General features: G+C 60.8%; 16 protein-coding genes. 10 read left to right on the forward strand and 6 right to left on the reverse strand.

Translation table 11 applies throughout. The features are described 5' to 3' along the window. Window positions 1-59 precede the first annotated feature (59 nt). Together DW171_RS03595 and DW171_RS03600 are read right to left on the reverse strand one after the other, a co-directional pair. Window positions 60-701, reverse strand: coding sequence for an RpiB/LacA/LacB family sugar-phosphate isomerase (locus DW171_RS03595; protein ID WP_118270439.1), 642 nt, complete (start codon window positions 699-701; stop codon window positions 60-62). 207 nt (window positions 702-908) lie between these two features. Beyond that, a complete protein-coding gene (locus DW171_RS03600) occupies window positions 909-1718 on the reverse strand; it encodes a gluconate 5-dehydrogenase (protein ID WP_117758209.1) in 810 nt (269 codons plus the stop codon). Between the two features lie 446 nt (window positions 1719-2164). Here DW171_RS03600 and DW171_RS03605 point away from each other — a divergent pair, with 446 nt between their 5' ends. Then, window positions 2165-3418: an ATP-binding protein gene (locus DW171_RS03605; RefSeq protein ID WP_158548901.1), complete on the forward strand. Its 1254-nt coding sequence runs from the start codon at window positions 2165-2167 to the stop codon at window positions 3416-3418. A 223-nt stretch (window positions 3419-3641) separates the two neighbouring features. Here the strand turns inward: DW171_RS03605 and DW171_RS03610 are convergent, their stop codons facing one another. Next, window positions 3642-4325, reverse strand: coding sequence for a YitT family protein (locus DW171_RS03610; protein ID WP_118270440.1), 684 nt, complete (start codon window positions 4323-4325; stop codon window positions 3642-3644). Between the two features lie 463 nt (window positions 4326-4788). Between DW171_RS03610 and DW171_RS03615 the strand changes: the two genes are divergently transcribed. After that, entirely contained in the window at window positions 4789-5481 is a 693-nt protein-coding gene (locus DW171_RS03615; protein ID WP_118270441.1) for a GntR family transcriptional regulator, read from the forward strand. 392 nt (window positions 5482-5873) lie between these two features. Here the strand turns inward: DW171_RS03615 and eda are convergent, their stop codons facing one another. Together eda and DW171_RS03625 are read right to left on the reverse strand one after the other, a co-directional pair. Continuing rightward, on the reverse strand, window positions 5874-6515 hold the full coding sequence (eda, locus tag DW171_RS03620; protein WP_118270442.1) for a bifunctional 4-hydroxy-2-oxoglutarate aldolase/2-dehydro-3-deoxy-phosphogluconate aldolase: 642 nt from the start codon (window positions 6513-6515) through the stop codon (window positions 5874-5876). 254 nt (window positions 6516-6769) lie between these two features. After that, window positions 6770-7804 (reverse strand): sugar kinase, encoded by a 1035-nt coding sequence (locus DW171_RS03625; RefSeq protein ID WP_117757441.1) that lies wholly within the window; start codon window positions 7802-7804, stop codon window positions 6770-6772. A 235-nt stretch (window positions 7805-8039) separates the two neighbouring features. Here DW171_RS03625 and DW171_RS03630 point away from each other — a divergent pair, with 235 nt between their 5' ends. The 6 genes from DW171_RS03630 (at window position 8040) to DW171_RS03655 (ending at window position 15572) form a co-directional block, all read left to right on the forward strand. Continuing rightward, the gene (locus DW171_RS03630) at window positions 8040-9062 is read left to right on the forward strand and encodes a LacI family DNA-binding transcriptional regulator (protein WP_158571001.1); all 1023 of its coding nucleotides are present in this window, start codon (window positions 8040-8042) and stop codon (window positions 9060-9062) included. Between the two features lie 134 nt (window positions 9063-9196). Further along, window positions 9197-10534, forward strand: coding sequence for a glutamine synthetase family protein (locus DW171_RS03635; protein WP_117648002.1), 1338 nt, complete (start codon window positions 9197-9199; stop codon window positions 10532-10534). A 50-nt stretch (window positions 10535-10584) separates the two neighbouring features. After that, a complete protein-coding gene (locus DW171_RS03640) occupies window positions 10585-11247 on the forward strand; it encodes a response regulator transcription factor (RefSeq protein WP_006234733.1) in 663 nt (220 codons plus the stop codon). 208 nt (window positions 11248-11455) lie between these two features. After that, window positions 11456-12916, forward strand: a complete 1461-nt coding sequence (locus tag DW171_RS03645) for a S1C family serine protease (RefSeq protein WP_118270444.1) — start codon at window positions 11456-11458, stop codon at window positions 12914-12916. A gap of 248 nt (window positions 12917-13164) precedes the next feature. After that, window positions 13165-15393, forward strand: coding sequence for an NAD-dependent DNA ligase LigA (gene ligA / locus DW171_RS03650; protein ID WP_118270445.1), 2229 nt, complete (start codon window positions 13165-13167; stop codon window positions 15391-15393). After that, window positions 15393-15572, forward strand: coding sequence for a hypothetical protein (locus tag DW171_RS03655; RefSeq protein ID WP_118270446.1), 180 nt, complete (start codon window positions 15393-15395; stop codon window positions 15570-15572). Before ligA ends, DW171_RS03655 begins: the two co-directional genes overlap by 1 nt. Before the next feature lie 86 nt (window positions 15573-15658). On the opposite strand, the gene DW171_RS03660 is transcribed toward DW171_RS03655, so the two are convergent. Further along, a complete protein-coding gene (locus DW171_RS03660; protein ID WP_118270447.1) occupies window positions 15659-17005 on the reverse strand; it encodes an MATE family efflux transporter in 1347 nt (448 codons plus the stop codon). 260 nt (window positions 17006-17265) lie between these two features. Between DW171_RS03660 and DW171_RS03665 the strand changes: the two genes are divergently transcribed. Continuing rightward, entirely contained in the window at window positions 17266-19095 is a 1830-nt protein-coding gene (locus DW171_RS03665) for an ABC transporter ATP-binding protein (protein ID WP_118270448.1), read from the forward strand. After that, a complete protein-coding gene (locus DW171_RS03670) occupies window positions 19088-20986 on the forward strand; it encodes an ABC transporter ATP-binding protein (RefSeq protein WP_118270449.1) in 1899 nt (632 codons plus the stop codon). The genes DW171_RS03665 and DW171_RS03670 overlap by 8 nt, the downstream gene beginning before the upstream one ends. Window positions 20987-21040 lie beyond the last annotated feature (54 nt).

Here is a 21040-nt window from a genome sequence, read left to right on the forward strand (position 1 = left end):
TCGTCGCGGCGCCTTTTGTCTGGCGGTTTGTTGGGGGTCGGTGCGCCCCGTGGGCCTTATTACAGGCCCAAGATCTCCTTGACCTTGGCGATGATGGCCTCGTCGGTGGCGTTGGCAAAGAAGTACTCCTGGAAGTGCTCACCAGCGAGGGCGCCCTTCACCAGATCCTGATCGATCTCGCCCAGGACGTCGACGAGCGGACGCATGGTCGCAGCGCGCACGCCGTCGAGGATCTTCTTGTTGCGCTGCTCGGGCTCAACGCGCTCGGCGGGGTAGCCGTTGCCCGAGCCAAAGCCAAAGAGCTTCTCGAAGGTGTACTCGAGGTTGAGCTCCTGGCCCCAGCCGTTCTTGAGGGCGAAGGGCATGGCGACGGCATTGCCATCGTTGACCTGGGCAAAGGTGTAGGCATCCAGCGGGTCGGCAACATGGCCGCACAGCACGCCGGGGAAGGAGTTGCAGGCGAGCATGGCGCCCTCGCCGGTGCCGCAACCGGTCACGACGTAGTCGGCAGCGCCGGAGTTGAGCAGCACGGCGGCAAGAATGCCGTTCTGCACGTAGGTGAGGGGCTTGGAGTCGGCGTCGGCATACATGCCATAGTTAAAGACGGTGTGCCCCATGGGCTCGACAACCTTCTTAAGGGCAGCCTCGATCATAGGGTTCTTGGAGTTCTGAGAATTCTCGTTGATTAGAGCGATCTTCATTTGAGTTAACCTTTCAACTAAATCTTCCAGTTTTTTGTTTCTGTGCGCGGGCGGCGGCAAAGCCAACCCGCGATGAGCTATGCGGGCGGTCGGCAGTTAAGTCTGTCGCGAGTTCCGCACGCAAAGGAAAGCACTTAATGTGCTTTCCGTCTTGCGCAGGACTGTCCGAGCAGCAGACTTAACTGCCGACCGCCTCGCCCAGTTTCCTTATTGCGGCTGTTTGCCGATGTATGCGAGGATGCCGCCGTCCACGTACAGAATGTGCCCGTTGACGAAGTTCGATGCGTCGGAAGCCAGGAACACGGCGGGGCCCTTCAGGTCCTCGGGCGTGCCCCAACGGGCGGCCGGCGTCTTGGCAATGATGAACTGGTCAAACGGGTGGCGGCTGCCGTCGGGCTGCGTCTCGCGCAGCGGTGCGGTCTGCGGCGTGGCGATGTAGCCGGGCCCAATGCCGTTGCACTGGATATTGGCCTCGCCAAACTCGGAGCAGATGTTCTTGGTGAGCATCTTGAGTCCGCCCTTGGCGGCGGCATAGCCGGCGATGGTCTCGCGGCCCAGCTCGCTCATCATGGAGCAGATATTGATGATCTTGCCGTGACCCTTGGCGATCATGCCCGGCAGGCAGGCCTTGGACACGATGAACGGGGCATTGAGGTCGATGTCGACGACGCGACGGAAGTCCTCGGCGCTCATGTCGAGCATCGGGGTGCGCTGGATGACGCCGGCGTTGTTGACCAGAATGTCGGGCGTGGTGCCAAAATCGGCCTCGATCTTGGCGATGAGCTCGGCGACGACGGCCTCGTCGGTGACGTCGGCAACATAGCCGTGAGCATCAAAGCCCAGCTCGCGGTAGTGCTTCTCGGCCTCGGCGACCTTGTCGGCGTGACGGGCGTTAAAGGCGATCCTGGCGCCGGCTTCGCCGAGTGCCTCGGCCATGGCCATGCCGATGCCATAGGTGGCGCCGGTCACGAGCGCGACCTTGCCGTCCAGGCGGAAGCTGTCCATAAGGTTAGACATTACAATCCTTCCAAAAGAAACGTTCATCTATATAAGTCTTGCTTCTATTACAAGTTCAGTATAGGAGAAGCGGAGGAATTAAAAGTCAGGTTTTCCTAGAATCAGGTGAACGTTCACTTTTAAAAGGTGAACGGTTGCAGCCGCTCGTCGCGATATCTGCTACATGGAGTAGCGCCCGTGCGCATCGCATTTCTCCTCTCATAGATGCGCGGCGCAAGAGGTCCCGAGTTCAACACGAGCTCGGGCCTTTTTGTTTGGATTACGGACGCATTGCCGGACGAAAACACTATGCGTTTGGTAAATAGTCGTATGAACGTGAAATTTGTATCTAGTTTCCGTACGCAAATAAGACGAAAACAGTTTGCGTCTGATTCTAAGCCGTACGCAAATGTTTTTCGTCTTATAATACGGTTCAGATGAGCATGAAAAGGAGAAGGACCGTACGTATGGTTGTCAGAGAGAGTCCTACCGTCGAATACAAGGAAAGCGTAACGCCGACGTTTCTTAAAACGGTGAGCGCCTATGCAAACTACGGGACGGGCAAGATAGAGTTTGGCGTTGACGACGGTGGTGTTGCAGTCGGTCTTTCTGACCCGGTTGCGGAGTGTCTGCGCATCGAGAACATGATTAATGACAGTCTGGATCCTGCGCCTCGTTACACGCTCGAGCTCGACGAGAACCGCGGAACTGTAACGCTTACGGTTTACGAGGGGCAGGACAAGCCCTATCGAAGCAAGGGGAAGGCCTACAGGCGAAATGATTCGGCGACGGTAGAGGTCGACCGTTTTGAATACGGCAGGCTGACGCTCGAAGGCAGCAATCTGACGTTCGATGCGCTCACCTCGGCTCGCCAGGACCTGAGTTTTCATACGCTCGAACACAAGTGCATCGAGCATCTAGGCATTTCTGAGCTCACGTCGGATATCATGCGAACGCTTCGCCTGCTCGGCAAGGATGGCTATACCAATGCCGCGGCGATATTGGCGGATAACAACGAATTTCCGGGCATCGACTGCGTTCGTTTTGGCGACACCGAGGACGTGCTTTTAGATCGTGAGACGACGACGGGCCTGTCTGCAATTGAGCAGGTTGATAGAGCAGTTGCCATGTTCGCGCGCTACTATCGTTATGAGCGCATCGAAGGTGTCGAGCGTGTTCAGACCGACCGGATTCCCCTCGAGGCATTCCGCGAGGCAGTTGCAAACGCTCTAGTGCATCGGACGTGGGACGTGCAAGCGAATGTTCAGGTTGCTCTGTATGATGATCGCGTCGTTGTGACTTCACCCGGGTCGTTGCCCGCTGGCTTGACGACGGAGCAATACCTGTATGGACAGATATCCGTGCTCAGAAATCCCATCGTTGCCGAGGTCTTCTTAAAGTTGGACTATATCGAGAAGTTTGGAACGGGAATTGCGCGCATTAGGCGTGCCTATCGCGATTCGATTAATCAGCCGGTCTTTGATATTCGTGGCGGCGTGGTAGCTGTCGCGTTGCCCGTTACCGATGCCTTTGAAGGGTCTGGAGAAGAGGCTCAGGTTCTTAAGGCCTTGTCGGGCGGACGAATTATGTCGCGAAGTGAGATTGAGAAACAGACGGGGCTGAGCCGTGCGCGAACATTGTCCGCGCTCGAATCTCTGCTCAGCCGAAACGCGATCATGAAACAGGGGACAGGCCGCGCCACGAAATACGAGCGAGCGTAGTCCGAAAGACCTGTGTTACCAGGCAGGCCCCAAGCCGCGAATGGCTTGGGGCCTTTTGCATGCCGGCTGGCAATGGACCAATTTATGTCAAGTTATAGCAACATATAGCTCCGCTTGCGGGGTTTGCGACGGGCTATTCCTCATCGTCCGTATAGCGCGTGCGTCGTTATTTGCGACATCGATATGCCGGGCACTCGAGCCTCGTTTGCTCCGCGGCTGTTCGCTATTTGGCGCCAAACGCCATGCGGACGAATCGCTGGGCAAACAGCTTGTTGGCGAAGTTGATGATGTGGCCCAAGAACAGTGCCGAGATGGCGGTGGTTACGCCAAAGCCGCCTAAGTTGTGCATGCATACCAGCGACAGCGTGAGCGAGGCGGCGACATGCGAGCAATCGAACATGACCTTTACGTCTCCAAAACGGCGCTTGAGCTTTTCCGCAATGACCTGCACCAAGCCGTCGGGTGCGTTGGGGACAACGCCCATGTTGACGACGAGACTGACGCCAAATGCGGTGATAGCGAGGGAGAGCAGCATGGTCGCAACCTGCGCGGGGAGCGCCGTGGGATGCAGCGGGTTGAACGCCATGAACAGATCGGTGAAGCCGCCCATTAGCGTTGAAAAGCAAAGCTCGAGCAAAATGCGCGGTTGAAATTCGCGTCGCAAGATGGCGAGCTGCGCCGCGATGTAAGCGACATAGGTAGTTGTAATCCAAAAGCCGAGCGTCTTGCCCGTGAGCATGGATGGGGTCGTGGCAAAGCACGTGAGCGCGGCGACGCCCAGGCCAGATGCCGTCTGGAGGCTCATACCGAGTGCCAGCACGGCAACGCCCGCCAGATACATCAGCATTCTTATGACGGTATGACGCCAGTCGATCTTCTCGCCATGCATGATGATGAGCGGTCGCATGCTGCTGCATCCTTTCGATTGAAGGATATTTAAAGAGAAATGTCTGACCTGGGCCGGCAAAAAGAGGGTTATCGGAGGCACTGCCTCAACGGCAGAAAAGCCGGCCCCATGGTCAGTCGTCTAGGAATGTCTCGTTGTGCCAGAATGGGACTGAAGGGCTCAACGAGACGGGAAGAAAGCAAATGGCATGGCATGGGCAATAGGATGCCAAGATGGTAGGGTGCGTCTTAGCATCCTATTGCCCAGGCTTGACGAAATCGGTTTCGTTGAGATTTAGTATACGTATGGGAATCCATTTGCAAAGCGAAATAGAAGAAATTAGGTGAACGTTCACCTAATTGCAACAACTTATCGGTCAAAAGCCGAATCCCGGCCCTACCCCTCAAACATCGCCGTGGGATGGGGGATGCGATAGTATTACGTGGAGTTATTCGACAAACCGTGGGCTTCATTCGAGGGCTTTATGGAACAGCACCAGCATTATCAGAGCCTGCAAGATCAGGCATACAACGCATTGCGCTCTAAGATCATCTATGCCGAGCTCAAACCCGGCACACGTCTTTCGGCGATTGGTCTGGAAAAGGAGACGGGAATTGGGCGTACGCCCATTCGCGAGTCCTTTGTGCGTCTGCGTGAGCAGGAACTGGTGGAAACGCGTCCCAAAAGCGGCACCTATGTCTCAAAAATCAGCATGGAGCGCGCTGAGAACGCCTGTTTCTTGCGCGAGAAACTCGAGAGAAGTGTGCTCATTAAATGCTGCTCTGCCGCCACGCCCGAGCAAAAGCATCGGCTCGGGCAGATTCTTGCCGAGTCCGAGTCGCTCGATCATCGTGAAACGCGTCGCTTTTTTGATCTGGACAACCTGTTCCATGAGACGTGTTTTGAGATTGCCGGCCGCCACATGTTGTGGGATTGGATGAAGAGCGTCAACACGCATTTTGAGCGATACAACTGGTTGCGTATGGTGTCGCAGGATCTGGATTGGGAGCCGATTCGTCGGCAGCATCGCCGGATTCTCGAGGCCATTAAGAAGGGCGATACCGACACGGCGAGCTATCTGGCAGAGACGCATTTGCATCTAATGCCCGAGGAGCAGGGTCCGGTTATCGCCTTGCATCCCGACTATTTTGAGCTGTCCAAAGACTCGGCCATCTAACTCGCCCCCCACATTAGTTGCGGTGAAATAAGGATTGTTTTGCGGCTCTGACGGCGTAAACAGTCCCTATTTCACCGCAAGTGCTGGGACACATCGGGGCATGAAAAAGCTGCGGCGCCGCTTGGAGGAAAAAACCGGAAGCAAGGGTCCATTCCTCCAGACGGCGCCGCAGCTGTTTTGGTGGCTCGGCTTTTGTCGAAGTGGCTCAGCTGGGCGCGACTGCCAGCCGAGTAGGCAAAGCGGCTCGGGCGCGTGTCGCTTCCGTCACGTTCTATCAGCATACAAGACGGTTTTGGTTCTTGTTCGTGACGGAAACGGCGCGCTTCCGAGCCGCTTTAAAAGAAAGGGGGCGAGGTCTAGGACACGCCCCCTTTCACGATAGAGAGCTGAACCTAGCCGCGGACCTTCTTGACGACGTCCATGGCCTCGCGGGCAATCTGCTCGACCTTGGAGAAGTCGCCGTCGGCGAACAGGGCCGGCTTGACCATCCAGGTGCCACCGCAGGCGATGATGGCGGAGGAGCTCAGGTACTCCTCGACGTTGGCAGTGCTCACGCCGCCGGTGGGCATAAAGCGATGGCCGACAAACGGAGCAGCGAGGGCCTTGATGGTGTTCAGGCCACCATACTGAGCCGCGGGGAAGAACTTGGTGACCTTGAGGCCCAGGTTCTCGGCGGCGGTAACCTCGGAGGGGGTCACGGTGCCAGGAAGGACGGGCAGGTCGATGCCGATGCAGTGCTTTACAACGTCCTCGTTGTAACCCGGGGAGACGATGAACTTGGCACCGGCGGCGCGGGCCTGCTCAACCTGCTCGACAGTCAGGACGGTGCCAGCGCCGACGCACATCTCGGGCTCGGCCTCAGCCATGGCGGCGATGCACTCGGCGGCGCAGGCGGTGCGGAAGGTGACCTCGGCGGACTTCATGCCAGCTGCCATAAGGGCGTGGGCGAGCGGTGCGGCATCCTCGACCTTGTCGAGGACGACAACCGGCACGATGCCCAGGGATTCAAGCGTGGTGTAGAACTGATCGAACATGGTGTTCCTTTCGATGTGAGGCGCGCACGGGCGCGTGATTGCCAAAGAAGATTGGCCATGAGCCGGTTCCGGATTGGTTATCGGAGGCACTGCTTGGGTCACAAGCAATTTCGGAACCGGCTACGAGGCCAGTCGTGAAGGAATGCCAGGCAGAGCCGGAATGGGACTAAGTGGTTCTACCTGATCGGGGAAAGCGGGGAGCGGGTCGCAGGGGTATGGGTATGGGAAACTGCGGCCCGCGGAATGGGGATGGCTTAGCGCGCGACGCGGGTGCCACCGTCGGCGGCGGATGCCACGGCTGCGATCTCGTCTGCGGTTACCAGGTTGGAATCGCCCTTGATGGTGAGCTTGAGGATCGAGGCGGCGATGGCGTAGTTGACGGCGTCCTGCGGGGCAAAGTCGTTGATGAGGGCATGGACGAGGCCGGCGTTGAAAGCGTCGCCGGCGGCAACGCCCTCGAGCACGTGCACGTCGTGAGCAGGGGAGAACCAGTGCTCGCCGCTCTCGGCGTCATAGAGCATGCCCATCCAGATGGAGCGCTCGACGCAGGAGATGTTGCGGACGACCGAGGCGACCTTCTTGCAACCGTACTCGGCGCAGATCTGACGGGCCATCTCGACGTAGGTGTCGCGCTCCTCGATGCCGTGGGCAAGGGAGCCGGAGACGCAGGTCATACCGAGGCCGGCAGGAGCGTCCTCGTCGTTGGCAATGCAGATGTCAACGAGCGGCAGGAGTTCCTTCATGGTGGCCTGCGACTTCTCGGGCGACCACATCTTGCCGCGATAGTTCACGTCGCACACGGTGGTGATGCCTTTGGCGCGGCAGGCGGTGAGGGCATCCTTGCAGGCGGCGGCCATCTCGTCGGAGACGGCGGGCGTCACGCCGGAGAAGTAGAAGACATCGACACCCTTGAGGATCTCGTCCCAGTCAAAGACGTCGCGCTTGGCCATGTTGATGGCAGAGTACTTGCGGTCGTAGACGCAGCCGTTGCCGCGCTGCGAGGCGCCGACCTCAAACACATAGGAGCCAAGACGGTCGCCCTGGCGCACGACGCGTGAGGTATCGACGTCGTAGACCTTCAGCGAACGCAGGGCGCACTCGCCCAGACGGTTGGCCGGGACAACGGAGACGTAAGCTGCCTTGTCACCCTGGTAGGCCAGGGAAAGCGCGGTGTTGGCTTCGGCGCCGCCGTAGCGGACATCAAACTCGGTCGCCTGCTCAATGCGCAGATGATCTTTGGGCGAGAGCCTCATCATGATCTCGCCGAAGGTAAGAACCGTTTTACCCATGGTCGCGCAGCTCCTTCTTGCTCGTGCGTACACCTTTGATATGGCGTTGGCACGGAGGTGCCAAGACGGTAGGGTACATCTTTGCACCTCCGTGCCAACGCTTGCCGAAATCGGTTTACGAAATCGGTTTCGTTTCGAGTTGTAGTATACTCACCTACAGCGTTTTGCAAGCGAGATTTTTAAAAAAATGCCTAAAATGGCTCAGACTGCCGACAATTGGGAAACGGGGTGCGCTATGGCGCAGATGAGAATCAAGGACATTGCCGCCGAGGCGGGCGTGAGCCCGGCCACGGTCTCGCGCTATCTCAACAACCGCCCCGGGCAGATGACCGAGGAAACCCGCGCTCGCATCGCGGCGGTTATCGAGCGCACCGGCTATCGTCCACGTGCCGCCGCGCGCAATCTGCGCAGCTCGCGCACCAACCTCATCGGCGTGATCTTGGCCGACATTGCTAACCCGTTCTCCAGCGCCATGCTCGAAGGGCTTTCCGCTAGTGCCGCAGCGCGCGGCTGCTCGCTTATGACTGCCATTAGCGGCAATGATTCCGCCAAGGAAGCAGAGTCGCTCACCAGACTTATCGATGCCGGTGTGGACGGCCTGGTCGTCAACACCTGTGGCGGCAATGACGAGGCGATTGCCGCGGCTGCGGGGCGCCTGCCCGTCGTGCTGCTCGACCGCGATGTTGCCGCCGCCGGTGTCGATCTGGTGACCTCCAACAACCGTGAGCTGGTCGCCGGCCTGGTAGACGCCTTGGCCTCTGCGGGCAGCGAGCGCCTGTGCCTGCTCACCGAGGCAAGCGACGACAGCCCCGTGCGTCGCGAACGCGCCGAGGCGTTTGCCGACGAGCTCTCGCGCCGCGGCCTGGCCGGCGAGGTCGTCACCTTGGCGGACGGTGGTGTCGAGGGTGTCAGTCGCCTGGACGAGACCATCCGCGGCTATGCGGGTAAAAAGCTCGGCCTCATTGCCGTCAACGGCTTGGTTTTCCTGCGCCTGACCGAGGCGCTGGCCCAGCTGGGGCCCTCGTTGCCGGCGGGTCTCAAGATTGCAACGTTTGACGACTATCCCTGGAACCACGTGCTCTTTGGCGGTGTGACCACGGCCGCGCAGGACACCCTCACCATTGCCGAGCGCGTGGTCGAGCGCCTGTCCGAGCGCATCGACGTCGTTACCACTACGGTGGGCGACGCCGCAAAGCTCGCCCCCAAGCGCATCGAGATACCCGGCCACATCGAACACCGCGCTTCGACCTCGCGCTAACTACTCGTTCGCAACTGCCTGTTCGCGCACGTTTTTTGAGCGCTTGATACGCTTTAACCCTGCGGAAACATTTTTCTGCGATAGTATCTGCGATATAGACCAGTCGAAACCCGCCCGAAAGAAAGGGGAGCGACATGAACCAGCAGAACATCGATTACGTACTCCGCTCCGTAGAGCAGCGTGATATCCGCTTTGTGCGTCTATGGTTTGTCGACATTCTCGGCCGCCTCAAGAACTTTGCCATTAGCCCCGAGGACCTCGAGGTCGCTTTTGAGGAGGGTATTGGCTTTGACGGCTCCGCCATCGAGGGCTTTGCCACGCCCGAGGAGGCCGACATGCTGGCGTTCCCCGATGCTTCGACCTTCCAGATCCTGCCGTGGCGCCCGAGCCACAACGGCGTCGCCCGCGTGTTCTGCGATGTGTGCACTCCCGATCGCAAGCCGTTTGCCGGCGACCCGCGCGATGCCCTGCGCCGCATGTTCCGCAAGGCCGAGAAGGCTGGCTATCTGCTCAACGTGGGTGCCGAGCTGGAGTATTACTACTTCCCCGACGAGCACACCCCCGAGCCGCTCGACAACGTGGGCTACTTCGATCTTTCGGTGAGCGATGCCGCCCGCGACCTGCGTCGCAACACGGTCCTCACGCTCGAGAAGATGTCCGTGCCCGTGGAGTACACCTTCCACGCCGCCGGCCGCTCGCAGCACGGCATGAGCTTGCGCCATGCCGAGGCCCTGAGTATGTCCGACGCCATCACTACGGCCAAACTCATCATTAAGCAGCAGGCCTACGAGAGCGGTTGCCACGCTTCCTTTATGCCCAAGCCGTTGGCGGGCGAGGACGGCAGCGCCATGTTTTTGCATCAGTCGCTGTTCGACCACGACGGCAACAACGTCTTTTGGGGCGAGGACGACGAGAAGTACCACCTCTCCGAAATCGCCAAGCACTACATGGCCGGCATCTTGGCGCACGCGCGCGAGATCAGCGCCATCACCAATCCCACGGTCAACTCGTACAAGCGCATCACCACGGGTGGCGACTCCGTGCCGCAGTACGCCACGTGGGGCCTGCGCAACCGCGCGAGTATGGTCCGCATCCCGGTCTACAAGCCCGGCAAGCCGCTGTCCACGCGCATCGAGCTGCGCAGTCCCGACCCCATGGCCAACCCGTACCTGGTCAACGCCGTCACGCTGGCGGCTGGTCTGGACGGCATCGAGCGCAAGCTGGAACTCCCGCCCGAGGCCACGGCCGAGACGCTCAAGCTTACCGACCGTCAGATGGTCGAGGCCGGCTACGCGCCGCTGCCGCGCTCGCTCAAAGAGGCGCTCGACGTGTTTGAGGACTCGCAGTTTATGAAGGATGCCCTCGGCGAGCACATCCACAGCTTCTTCCTCAAAAAGAAGCGCGACGAGTGGCATAAGTTTGAGTCTACGATCACCGAGTGGGAGATCAAGCACTACCTGGCGAACTCCTAATCGCGCTGGCTTGTTCCAGTACGATTGAGCTCATTTCTTTGGAGGCCGATATGTCCGAAAAGAGTGCCCTGTTCATGGCGCGCACGACGCGCTTCCACGAGTTTGCCCGCAGCTTGACGACTACCCTGGGTGTCGAGGTGAGCCTGGCAACCCCCGATTCGCCAACTGCGGCGCACGACTTTGACCTGCTGATTCTCGATTCAGATGGCATCCGCAGCGACCGCATCGATCAGATTGCCAAGTGGCTTGACGATCGCGGCGGCGTCCCCATGCTGGTGATCGTCGACGACGAGGCACTCGGTACCTTGCGCCTGCCCAATCACGCGCATGCCGACTTTGTATGCCCCACGGCGACGCCCAACGAGCTCAAGGCTCGCGCGCAGCGCCTGATGGGCGAGGAGGAGACCGTTACCGCCGACGATGTGCTCAATATCGATAACCTCGAGATTAACCTGGCTACCTACCAGGTGACGCTCGATAACGAGCCCATCGACCTGACGCTGATGGAGTACTCACTGCTGAGCTTTTTGGCGACGCACCCCAACCGCGCCTACAGCCGCGAGGTGCTGCTGCACCGCGTGTGGGGCTTTGAGTACTGCGGCGGCACGCGCACCGTCGACGTGCACATTCGACGCATCCGCTCCAAGGTGGGCCCGCAGATCGCGGCGCACATCACCACCGTCCGCGGCGTGGGCTATCTGTTTAAGGACTAGATTTCCACCACAAAGGGGACAGGCACCTTTGTGATGGTTTTGACGCAGATGCGGGTTCCTCTCGAATCTGCAACAGAACTTAAGCCTTCCTAAAAGATTGCGTTCTCATACACTTGCGCCCGCATATTGGGGTACAACTCAACGTGAACAACGATGGCCCGCCACGTGTTTGGCGGGCCTTTGGTTATTTGACGAAAGGATCGCAGCCATGAGCGAGAACGATTCCCAGCGTCCCCAGGATGCGGGCAACGCCGGCGAGACCCAGCAGCAGCCGCGTGTGCAGGTGGAGTCGACGCCTGCCGACAGCAACATTCCCTACGTGCAGGCATACGACACGCAGACCGGCAAGCCGCTGGGCAGCCAGCAGGTTGTAAACAAGCACACAGTGGTCAAGACCAAGACCAAAAAGCTGCCGATCTTTATTACGGCGCTTGCCGGCTGCGCCTGCGGTGCCCTGCTGGTCATCGCACTCATCATGAGCGGCACGCTCAACATTGGCGGCGGAAAGAATGCCGTGACGGCGGGTGCTTCGGGTTCATCGACGCAAAAGATTACGATTGATTCCGAGGACACCACGCTGGCCGAGGCCGTTTCTGCCAAGGCGTTGCCCTCCGTGGTTTCCATTACCGCCACTTCGAGCGGTGGCCAGAATGGCTCGCTTTCGCAGTCTGCCGACGAGTCGGACAACTCGGGCAGCGTCGGTTCGGGCGTGGTGCTCGATACCGAGGGCCACATCCTCACCAACAACCACGTGGTCGATGGCTACGACCAGTACGTGGTGACCATGGACGACGGCACTACCTACGAGGCCGAGTTCGTGGGCAACGATGCTTCGAGCGACCTGGCCGTCATCAAGCTCAAGGACGCCGACGCCTCTAAGCTCACGCCGATCGAGATTGGCGACTCCTCCAAGCTCAACGTGGGCGAGTGGGTCATGGCGATCGGTTCGCCGTTTGGCAACGAGCAGTCTGTCTCCACGGGCATTGTGTCGGCGCTGTATCGCTCCACGGCCATGAGCTCTACCAACGGTAACACCATCTATGCCAACATGATCCAGACCGATGCCGCCATCAACCCGGGCAACTCCGGCGGCGCGCTCGTTAACGACAACGGCGAGCTGGTGGGCATCAACTCGCTCATCGAGAGCTACTCGGGCTCCAGCTCGGGCGTGGGCTTTGCCATTCCCGTTAACTACGCCAAGAACATTGCCGACCAGATCATCGGCGGTAAGACACCGGTGCACCCGTACCTGGGAGCCACGCTTTCGAGCGTCAACGCGCTCAACGCCCGCACCAACAAGCTGAGCACCGATAGCGGCGCGTACGTGGCGAGCGTCGTCGAGGATGGTCCCGCCGCCAAGGCCGGCATCCAGGAGGGCGATGTCATTACCAAGCTGGGCGACGATGAGATTTCGAGCGCCGACGGCCTGATCATCGCGCTGCGCAGCCACGAGGTGGGCGAGAAGGTCGAGATCACGCTCATGCGCGGCAAGGAAGAGAAGAAGGTCACGGTTGAGCTGGGCTCCGACGAGGAGCTGCAGAACCAGCAGCAGAACGACAGCGCGACCGATACCGGCAACGGCGGTATTACCGACGAGCAGCTGCGCCAGTATCTGGAGGAGCTGCTTGGCCAGCAGGGCCAGGGTCAGGGCAACGGCCAGGGTTTCTAACGAGCTGTATCGCACATATCGAAGCCAGAGGGGCTGTTCCGCCAGCGCGGGACAGCCCCTCTTTTCGCGATGATCCGTTGGGGACGGAGGAAAACGGATCATTTAGAACTGGCAAGGGCATGGTTTAATCGCGCGATCCACCCTAGTCTGGCGGCTGCCGATTCGGTGCGGTTCGAAAGGGTTATTCGGCGCCATGGTGACCGGTGGTACTCTTGTATCCGTTTGAAATCGAGCGAAGGAGTGCCGCTATGGAGCAATCGAGCCTGTTTGGTGACGGCGTGGACATCGATACCGAAACGCCCGCGAGCGCGGATGCCGCTGCACCGGCCGACGCCCATGCCCAGGCCGCCGCGCGCGCGGCCGAGCTGCGCCACGAGCTCGATTACCACGCCTATCGCTACTACATGCTTGACGCGCCCGAGATCACGGACGCCGCCTTCGACAAAATGCTCGTTGAGCTGCAGGAGATCGAGGCGGCCTATCCCGACCTGGTGACGCCCGACAGCTATACCCAGCGCGTGGGCGGATACGTGAGCGAGCAGTTTACGCCGGTCACGCACATGGCACGCATGTATTCCATGGACGATGCCATGGATCTGGACGAACTTGATGCGTGGCTCCAGCGCACCGAGGATGCCCTCGGTGCCGGTAGCGTCACCTATACCTGCGAGCTTAAGATCGACGGCCTGGGCGTGGCCCTTACCTACCAAAACGGCACCTTCGTACGCGCCGCCACGCGCGGCGACGGCACCACGGGCGAGGATGTGTCGCTCAACGTCCGTACCATCAAGGATGTGCCCATGCACCTGTCCGAACCTGCGCTCGCCCACATGGGTGCCGACCGCGAGCGCACCATTGAGGTGCGCGGCGAGGTCTACATGCCCAAGGGCAGCTTTGTGCGTCTGAACGACGAGGCCGATGCCGAGGGCCGCGACCCCTTCGCCAACCCGCGCAACGCCGCCGCCGGCAGCCTGCGTCAAAAGGATCCCAAGGTCACGGCGCGCCGCGATCTGGCCACCTTTATCTACGCCATCGCCGATACCGACCCGCTGCACGTCCACAGCCAGCGCGAGTTCCTGGACTGGCTGCGTAGCGCTGGCTTTAGCGTCAACCCCAACGTGGCTCGTTGCGCCACGCCGTCCGAGGTCCACGAGTTCTGTGCCCAGGCGCTCGAGCACCGCGACGACCTGGATTACGACATCGACGGCGTGGTCGTAAAGGTCGACAGCTTCCAACAGCAGCTCAACCTGGGCTTTACCGCTCGCGCACCGCGTTGGGCCATCGCCTTTAAGTTCCCGCCCGAGGAAAAGCAGACCGTCCTGCGCGAGATTCGCATCCAGGTGGGTCGCACCGGCGTGCTCACGCCGGTCGCCGAGTTCGACCCGGTGACGGTCGCCGGCTCCACCATCGCGCGCGCCACGCTGCACAACATCGACGAGATCCGCCGCAAGAACGTGCGCGAGGGCGACACCATCATCGTGCATAAGGCGGGCGACGTGATTCCCGAGGTCGTGGGCCCGGTGCTCGACAAGCGCCCGGCCGATTCGGTCGACTGGCACATGCCCGAGGTCTGCCCCGTGTGCGGTAGCCCCGTGGTTCACGAGGATGGCGAGGTTGCCTACCGCTGCGTGTCCATCGACTGCCCCGCACAGCTCAAGGAGCGTTTGCTCCACTGGGTGAGCCGCGGCTGCATGGACGTCGATGGCCTGGGCGACGAGATCGTCGACAAGATGATCGCCGCCGGGCTGATTCACGACGTCGCGGACTTCTACCAGCTCACGGTTGACGACATCGCCGGACTGGACACGGGGCGCACCTATGCCAGCTCCAATAGCAAAAAGGGCGTCAAGAAGGGCGACCCCATTCCGGTAGGCCTCAAGACGGCCGAGAAAATCATCGCCGAGCTCAACAAGTCCAAGAGCCAGCCGCTCGGTCGCGTGCTGTTTGCCCTGGGCATCCGCCACGTGGGCAAGAGTGTGGGCGAGGTTATTGCCGAGCGATTCCTGTCGATTGACAAGCTTATCTTGGCGAGCGAAGAGGATATCGCCGAGTGCGAGGGCATCGGTCCCAAGATTGCGGCGAGCGTCAAGCAGTTCCTGGCCGTGCCCGAAAACCTTGCCGTGCTGGAGCGCCTGCGCCAGGCGGGCCTGTCGCTCGAGGTCGACTTGGGCGCCGCGCATGCACAAGCCGCAGCCGACGCGGGCGTGGCGGGCGAGCTCGCCGATGCACAACCGCTCGCGGGTCTGACCTTCGTGCTCACCGGCACGCTCGTCAACCGCACTCGCGACGAGGCGGGCGCGGCGCTCAAGGTGCTCGGCGCCAAGGTTTCGGGCAGTGTGTCAAAGAAGACGAGCTATCTGGTCGCCGGCCCCAAAGCGGGCTCCAAGCTTACCAAGGCCGAGCAGCTGGGTGTGCCCGTGCTGGACGAGGACGCGCTCGAGCAGATCCTGGCGACTGGTGAGGTGCCGGAGGCGTAATGGATATCGAGAATCGCAATTGCTCGCAGGCGGAAGGGCGCGCGAGGCATTCCCAAGTGCAGGCAAAAGAGCGCTTAATGATGCGAATTTGCGTTGCCGAGCGCGAGCGCGCGGCGGGTGCATCTCGCGATGCCTTTGAGGCGTTGACCGAGTTAGAGGCGAGGCTCGGTCTAGCCTAGAGAGACCGGCACCGTGATCTGCGTCACGTAGGTTGCTGGGTCGTCGCTGATGATGTCGTCGATCAGGGCGATTTTGCGTCGCCTCGCTACGCTACCAGTTTGTCAAAAGCCCCGCGCCGGTTGAGTACGGTAAACGCGACAACGCAAATGACCGCCGACAAAATCGATCCGCACGGCGAAGCGATGCCCATGGGAAACAGCGTATCGGAATAGGCGTTCGACAGCAGCCACGCGCCCGGCACGCGAATGAGTGCCACGGCCAGCACGTTGTGCGCAAAGCCGATGTAGCTCTTGCCATACGCAGCGAAAAAGCCACTAAAGCAAATGTGGATGCCGGCAAAAATCGCGTCGAAAATATAACTGTGCATATAGCCGGTACCGGCCGCGACCACCGCGGGGTCCTTGGCAAAAAAGCCAATAAACGCCGGCGCCACCAGCCACACCAGCGCTGTGATCAGGCAGCCGTACACTACCGAAATGGTCATGGCGTCTTTGAGTACCTGACGCGCGCGGTCGCCCTTGCCCGCGCCGGCGTTTTGCGCCGTGAGTGCGCTGACGGTGGCGCCCATGGAGCTCGGCACAATGAACAAAAAGCTGATCATCTTCTCAACCAGGCCCACGGCGGCGGCGTCGACGAGCCCTCGGTGGTTGGCGATGACGGTGATAAACATAAACGCCACCTGGATACAGCCGTCCTGCACGGCCACGGGCACGCCGATCTTAAGAATGCTGCCGAGCACCTCGGGCTGGGGGCGTAGGTCGCTGCGCTTGAGGTGAATGTGCGTACGGCGGCTCTTGAGCCACACGAGCGCGAGAGCCACGCTCGCCGTCTGCGCGATGACTGTGCCGAGTGCCGCGCCTACGGGGCCGAGCCCCATGTGGCCGATAAACAGAAAGTCGAGCGCGATGTTGATGATGCATGCCACGCCAATCACGTACATGGGCGAGCGCGAATCGCCTAGGCCGCGAAAGATGGCCGAGAGGATGTTGTACGCGGCGATAAAGGGAATGCCCATAAAGCAGATACGCAGGTAGGCGGCGGTTCCTTCGACCGCTTCGGCCGGCGTACCAATGAGTGCCACAATCTGCGGACACAGTGCGAGCAGGACAGCGGCCAGCACCACCGAGACACCCATAAAGAGCGTGATGGTGTTGCCGATGGCGGTCTCGGCGCGGTCAAACCGACGCGAACCCACGGCGTGGCCGACGATAACCGTCGTTCCCATGGCCAGGCCCACGAGCGTCACGGTAATGATATAGAGCGTCTGCGCGCCGTTGCCCACGGCGGTGATGCCGGCGGCGCCGCTAAACTGCCCCATCATGTACAGGTCGGCCATGCCGTAGAGCATCTGCAAAAAGTACGAGAGCATATAAGGCAGGGCAAAGACCGCGATGGTCTTAAGGACATTGCCGCGTGTGAGGTCGTGTTCCATGGGCGGGGCTTTCTGGCTTGGTCTGTTTACGTACCAGTGTAGTGAAAACCCTACAACGATTGTAGAGTCAAGGTTTGTGTTGGCGGCGGGGAGAAAAAAGTCACGCTCGCGTTCATTTCCAATTGAATACAGGGGCGCGTCCTGCGAGCTTGGCGCCTGCACTAGCCTTGCAGAAATCGATTTCGCATCACTTGACACCGCCGCACGGCGCGCCATAATACCTGGGTTTGCGAACAACGTTTGATGGGGGATGAACCTGCGTGCGCAATCTCAAGATTTTGTTTTCCTATCTGGGGGCATACCGCCGCGATGCCATACTCGGCGTGTTCTTTGTGACGGCCGAGACGGCGCTCGAGCTGTTTATCCCGGTCATCATGGCAAATATCATCGACGTGGGCGTTCCCGCGGGCGACATCAACTACATGCTGTTGCAGGGCGCGTATATGCTGGTATTCGCCGCATGTTCGCTGGTACTTGGCTTGGGCTATGCACGCACGTCTGCTCGCGTCGCCTCGGGGCTGGGCGCTAACTTGCGCGAGGCGGAGTACCGCAAGATCCAGACGCTCGCTTTTGGCAATCTGGATAACTACGACGCCAGCTCGCTCGTCACCCGCATGACTACCGATATCACCGTCATCCAAAATGCCATCGGCAATGGCTTTCGCCCCATGGTGCGCGGTCCCGTGACGCTCATCGTCGGCTTGGTCTATGCGCTGGTGCTGTCGCGTCCGCTCGCCACCGTTTTCGCGATCATCCTGCCGGTGCTGGCGATCGTGCTGGGCGTTATCACCTATCGCGTCAGTCCGCTCTACCGCCAGCTGCAGACCTCGATGGACCATCTCAACGGCGTGGTGCAGGAGGACCTCACCGCCGTGCGCGCCGTCAAGGCGTACGTGCGCGCCGAGCACGAGGAGGCCAAGTTCGATGCCGTCAATACCGAGCTTGCGCGCACCGCGACGAAGACCTTTGGCAACGCTGTGCTCAACTTGCCGGTGTTTCAGCTGTCGATGTACGTGGCGGCGCTTTCCATTCTGTGGATCGGCGGTCGCATGATTCTTGCCGGCGAGCTCGGCGTGGGCTCGCTCACGGGCTTCATGAGCTATGTGCTGCTGATCATGAACTCGCTCATGATGATTTCCAACGTGTTTTTGCTGCTCACGCGCGCACTTGCCAGCGTGGAGCGCATCTCGCGGGTGCTCGACGAGCGTTCGCTTATCCAGGCGCCCGACGCTGCCACTGCCGTGCACGGGGTGGCCGACGGAAGCATCGAGTTTCGCGACGTGTCGTTTAAGTACCGCGAGGATGCAGCCGAGGATGTGCTCGAACATATCGACCTTCGCATCGAGAGCGGCTCGACGGTGGGCATCCTCGGCGGCACGGGCTCGGGCAAGAGCTCGCTTGTGCAGCTGATCGCGCGCCTGTACGACGCCACTGAGGGCGCCGTGCTTGTGGGCGGACACGACGTGCGTGACTACGACCTGGCTACCTTGCGCGACGCGGTGGGCATTGTGCTGCAAAAGAATGTGCTGTTCACGGGCACCGTGCGCGAGAACCTGCAGTGGGGCAATCCACAGGCGTCGGACAATGAGCTCCTCGCGGCTTGCCGCGCGGCGTGCGTGGACGAGTTCCTTGATCGCATCGGCGGGCTGGACGGCGAGTTGGGCCAGGGCGGTGCCGGTGTCTCGGGCGGGCAGAAGCAGCGCCTGTGCATCGCGCGAACGCTGCTCAAGCATCCGCGCGTGCTCATTTTTGATGACTCCACCAGCGCGGTCGATATGGCGACCGACGCTAAGATTCGCGAGCATATTGCTCAGATTCCCAATACGACGGTGATTGTCATCGCACAGCGCATTGCGAGCGTCATGGATGCCGATCGCATTGTGGTGTTGGACGACGGTCGTGTCCATGGCGTGGGCACGCACGAGGAACTGCTGGCGGGCGACAACATCTACCAGGAGATTTACGCCTCGCAGATGGAGTTTGCGGGGGATGCGGACGCCGGTGACGGCAGCGACGATGGCTGCGCGAACGATCCGTTTTCTTCCGTCCCCAGCGGATCGACCTTGGAAGGGGGTGAGCGCCATGCCTAAGACATCCGCTCAGGCCCGTCCCACCAATCTGACGCAGACGCTTCGCCGCCTGCTCTCCTACATGGGGCATGCCAAGTTCTCGTTGCTCGCGGTGGGCGTGCTCGCCTCCGTCGCCGCCATCGCGAGCCTCGCCGGCACCTACATGGTGCGCCCCATCGTTAACGGTTTGGCCACGGGCGGGGAGGAACTGCTCGCCAAGCAGGTCATCCTGACGGCGATCATCTACGCCGCGGGCGTGCTCTCGGCTCTGGGCTACTCGCAGATTATGGTGCGCGCGGCCCAGCGCGTGGTCTCCGATATTCGTCGCGACCTGTTCGCGCACATCCAGACGCTGCCGCTCAGTTATTTTGACAGCACGCGCTCGGGCGACATCATGAGCTTCTTTACCAACGACGTCGACACCGTCTCCGAGGCGCTCAACAACAGCTTTGCCAACGTGATTCAGGCCGCCATTCAGGTTGTGGGCACCACGGCCATGCTCATCATCCTTAACTGGCAACTCACGATTATTACGCTCGTGTGCGACGCGGCCATTGTGCTGTATGCGCGCTACTCGGGCATGCGTTCCAAGCGCTTTTTTGCCGCCCAACAGGCGTCGCTGGGCGATTTGGACGGATACGTCGAGGAGATGGTCTCAGGCCAAAAGGTCATCAAGGTCTTTAACCACGAGCGGGTCAACGTGGCTGGTTTTGACGTGCGCAACCAAGAACTGCGCCGCACCGGTGGCGCCGCGCAAGCCTACGCCAACTCGATGGTGCCCATGACCGTGGTGATCGGCTATGCCAACTACGCTATCGTCGCCGTGGCGGGCGGCATGCTCTGCATCAAGGGGCTCGCCGATGTAGGTGCGCTCGCAAGCTACCTGGTCTTTGTGCGTCAGGCCGCCATGCCCATCAACCAGTTTACGCAGCTGGGCAACTTTTTGCTCAACGCGCTGGCCGGTGCCGAGCGCCTGTTTGCCGCCATGGACCTTAAGCCCGAGGTGGACGAGGGCTGCGTGGAGCTGGTGCAGACGGGCGACGCCGCGTGGGCGTGGAAGATTCCCGAGGGCCAGGGCGTGGGCGCGTACGGGCACTTGCATGATGTGGCTGCCGTTGATGAGTCGGGCCGTGCGGTGGCTGCCGACGGTACCGAGCTCACGTGCGGCTTGGTCCCGCTTGCCGGCGACGTGCGCTTCCATGCCGTGGACTTTTCCTACGTGCCGGGCACCCGTGTGCTCACGGACCTCAACCTGTTTGCCAAGCCGGGGCAAAAGATCGCGTTTGTGGGCTCCACAGGCGCCGGTAAGACGACCATCACCAACCTCATCAACCGCTTCTACGAGGTCGATGACGGCGAGATCACGTACGACGGCATCGACGTCAAGCACATTGCCAAGGCCAGCCTGCGCGGGTCGCTCGGCATTGTGCTGCAGGACACGCACTTGTTTAGCGGCACCATTGCGCAGAACATCCGCTTTGGCAAGCTCGACGCGACCGACGAGGAAGTGCGCGCCGCCGCCGAGGCTGCCTGCGCGGATTCGTTTATCCGCCGCCTGCCTAGAGGGTACGACACGCCGGTCACGGCCGACGGCGCCAACCTGTCGCAGGGCCAGCGCCAGCTGCTCGCCATCGCGCGCGTGGCCGTCGCCGACCCGCCGGTGCTCATCTTGGACGAGGCCACTTCGAGCATCGACACGCGTACCGAAAAGCTTATCGAGCGCGGCATGGACCGCATCATGCGCGGACGCACCACCTTTATGATCGCGCACCGCCTGTCCACCGTCCGCGACGCCGACGCCATCATGGTCCTCGAACACGGCCGCATCATCGAGCGCGGCACGCACGAAGAGCTGCTCGCCCAGCACGGCGAGTACTGGCAACTGGCGCATGGCTTAAAAGAGTTGGATTAACCTGTTCGAGCACGATGTTTTGACCCCTCCGTGCCCCTCACCTCGCCTCAAACC

The organism is Collinsella sp. AM15-2 (assembly GCF_003471985.1).
In the GTDB taxonomy this organism is placed as follows: domain Bacteria; phylum Actinomycetota; class Coriobacteriia; order Coriobacteriales; family Coriobacteriaceae; genus Collinsella.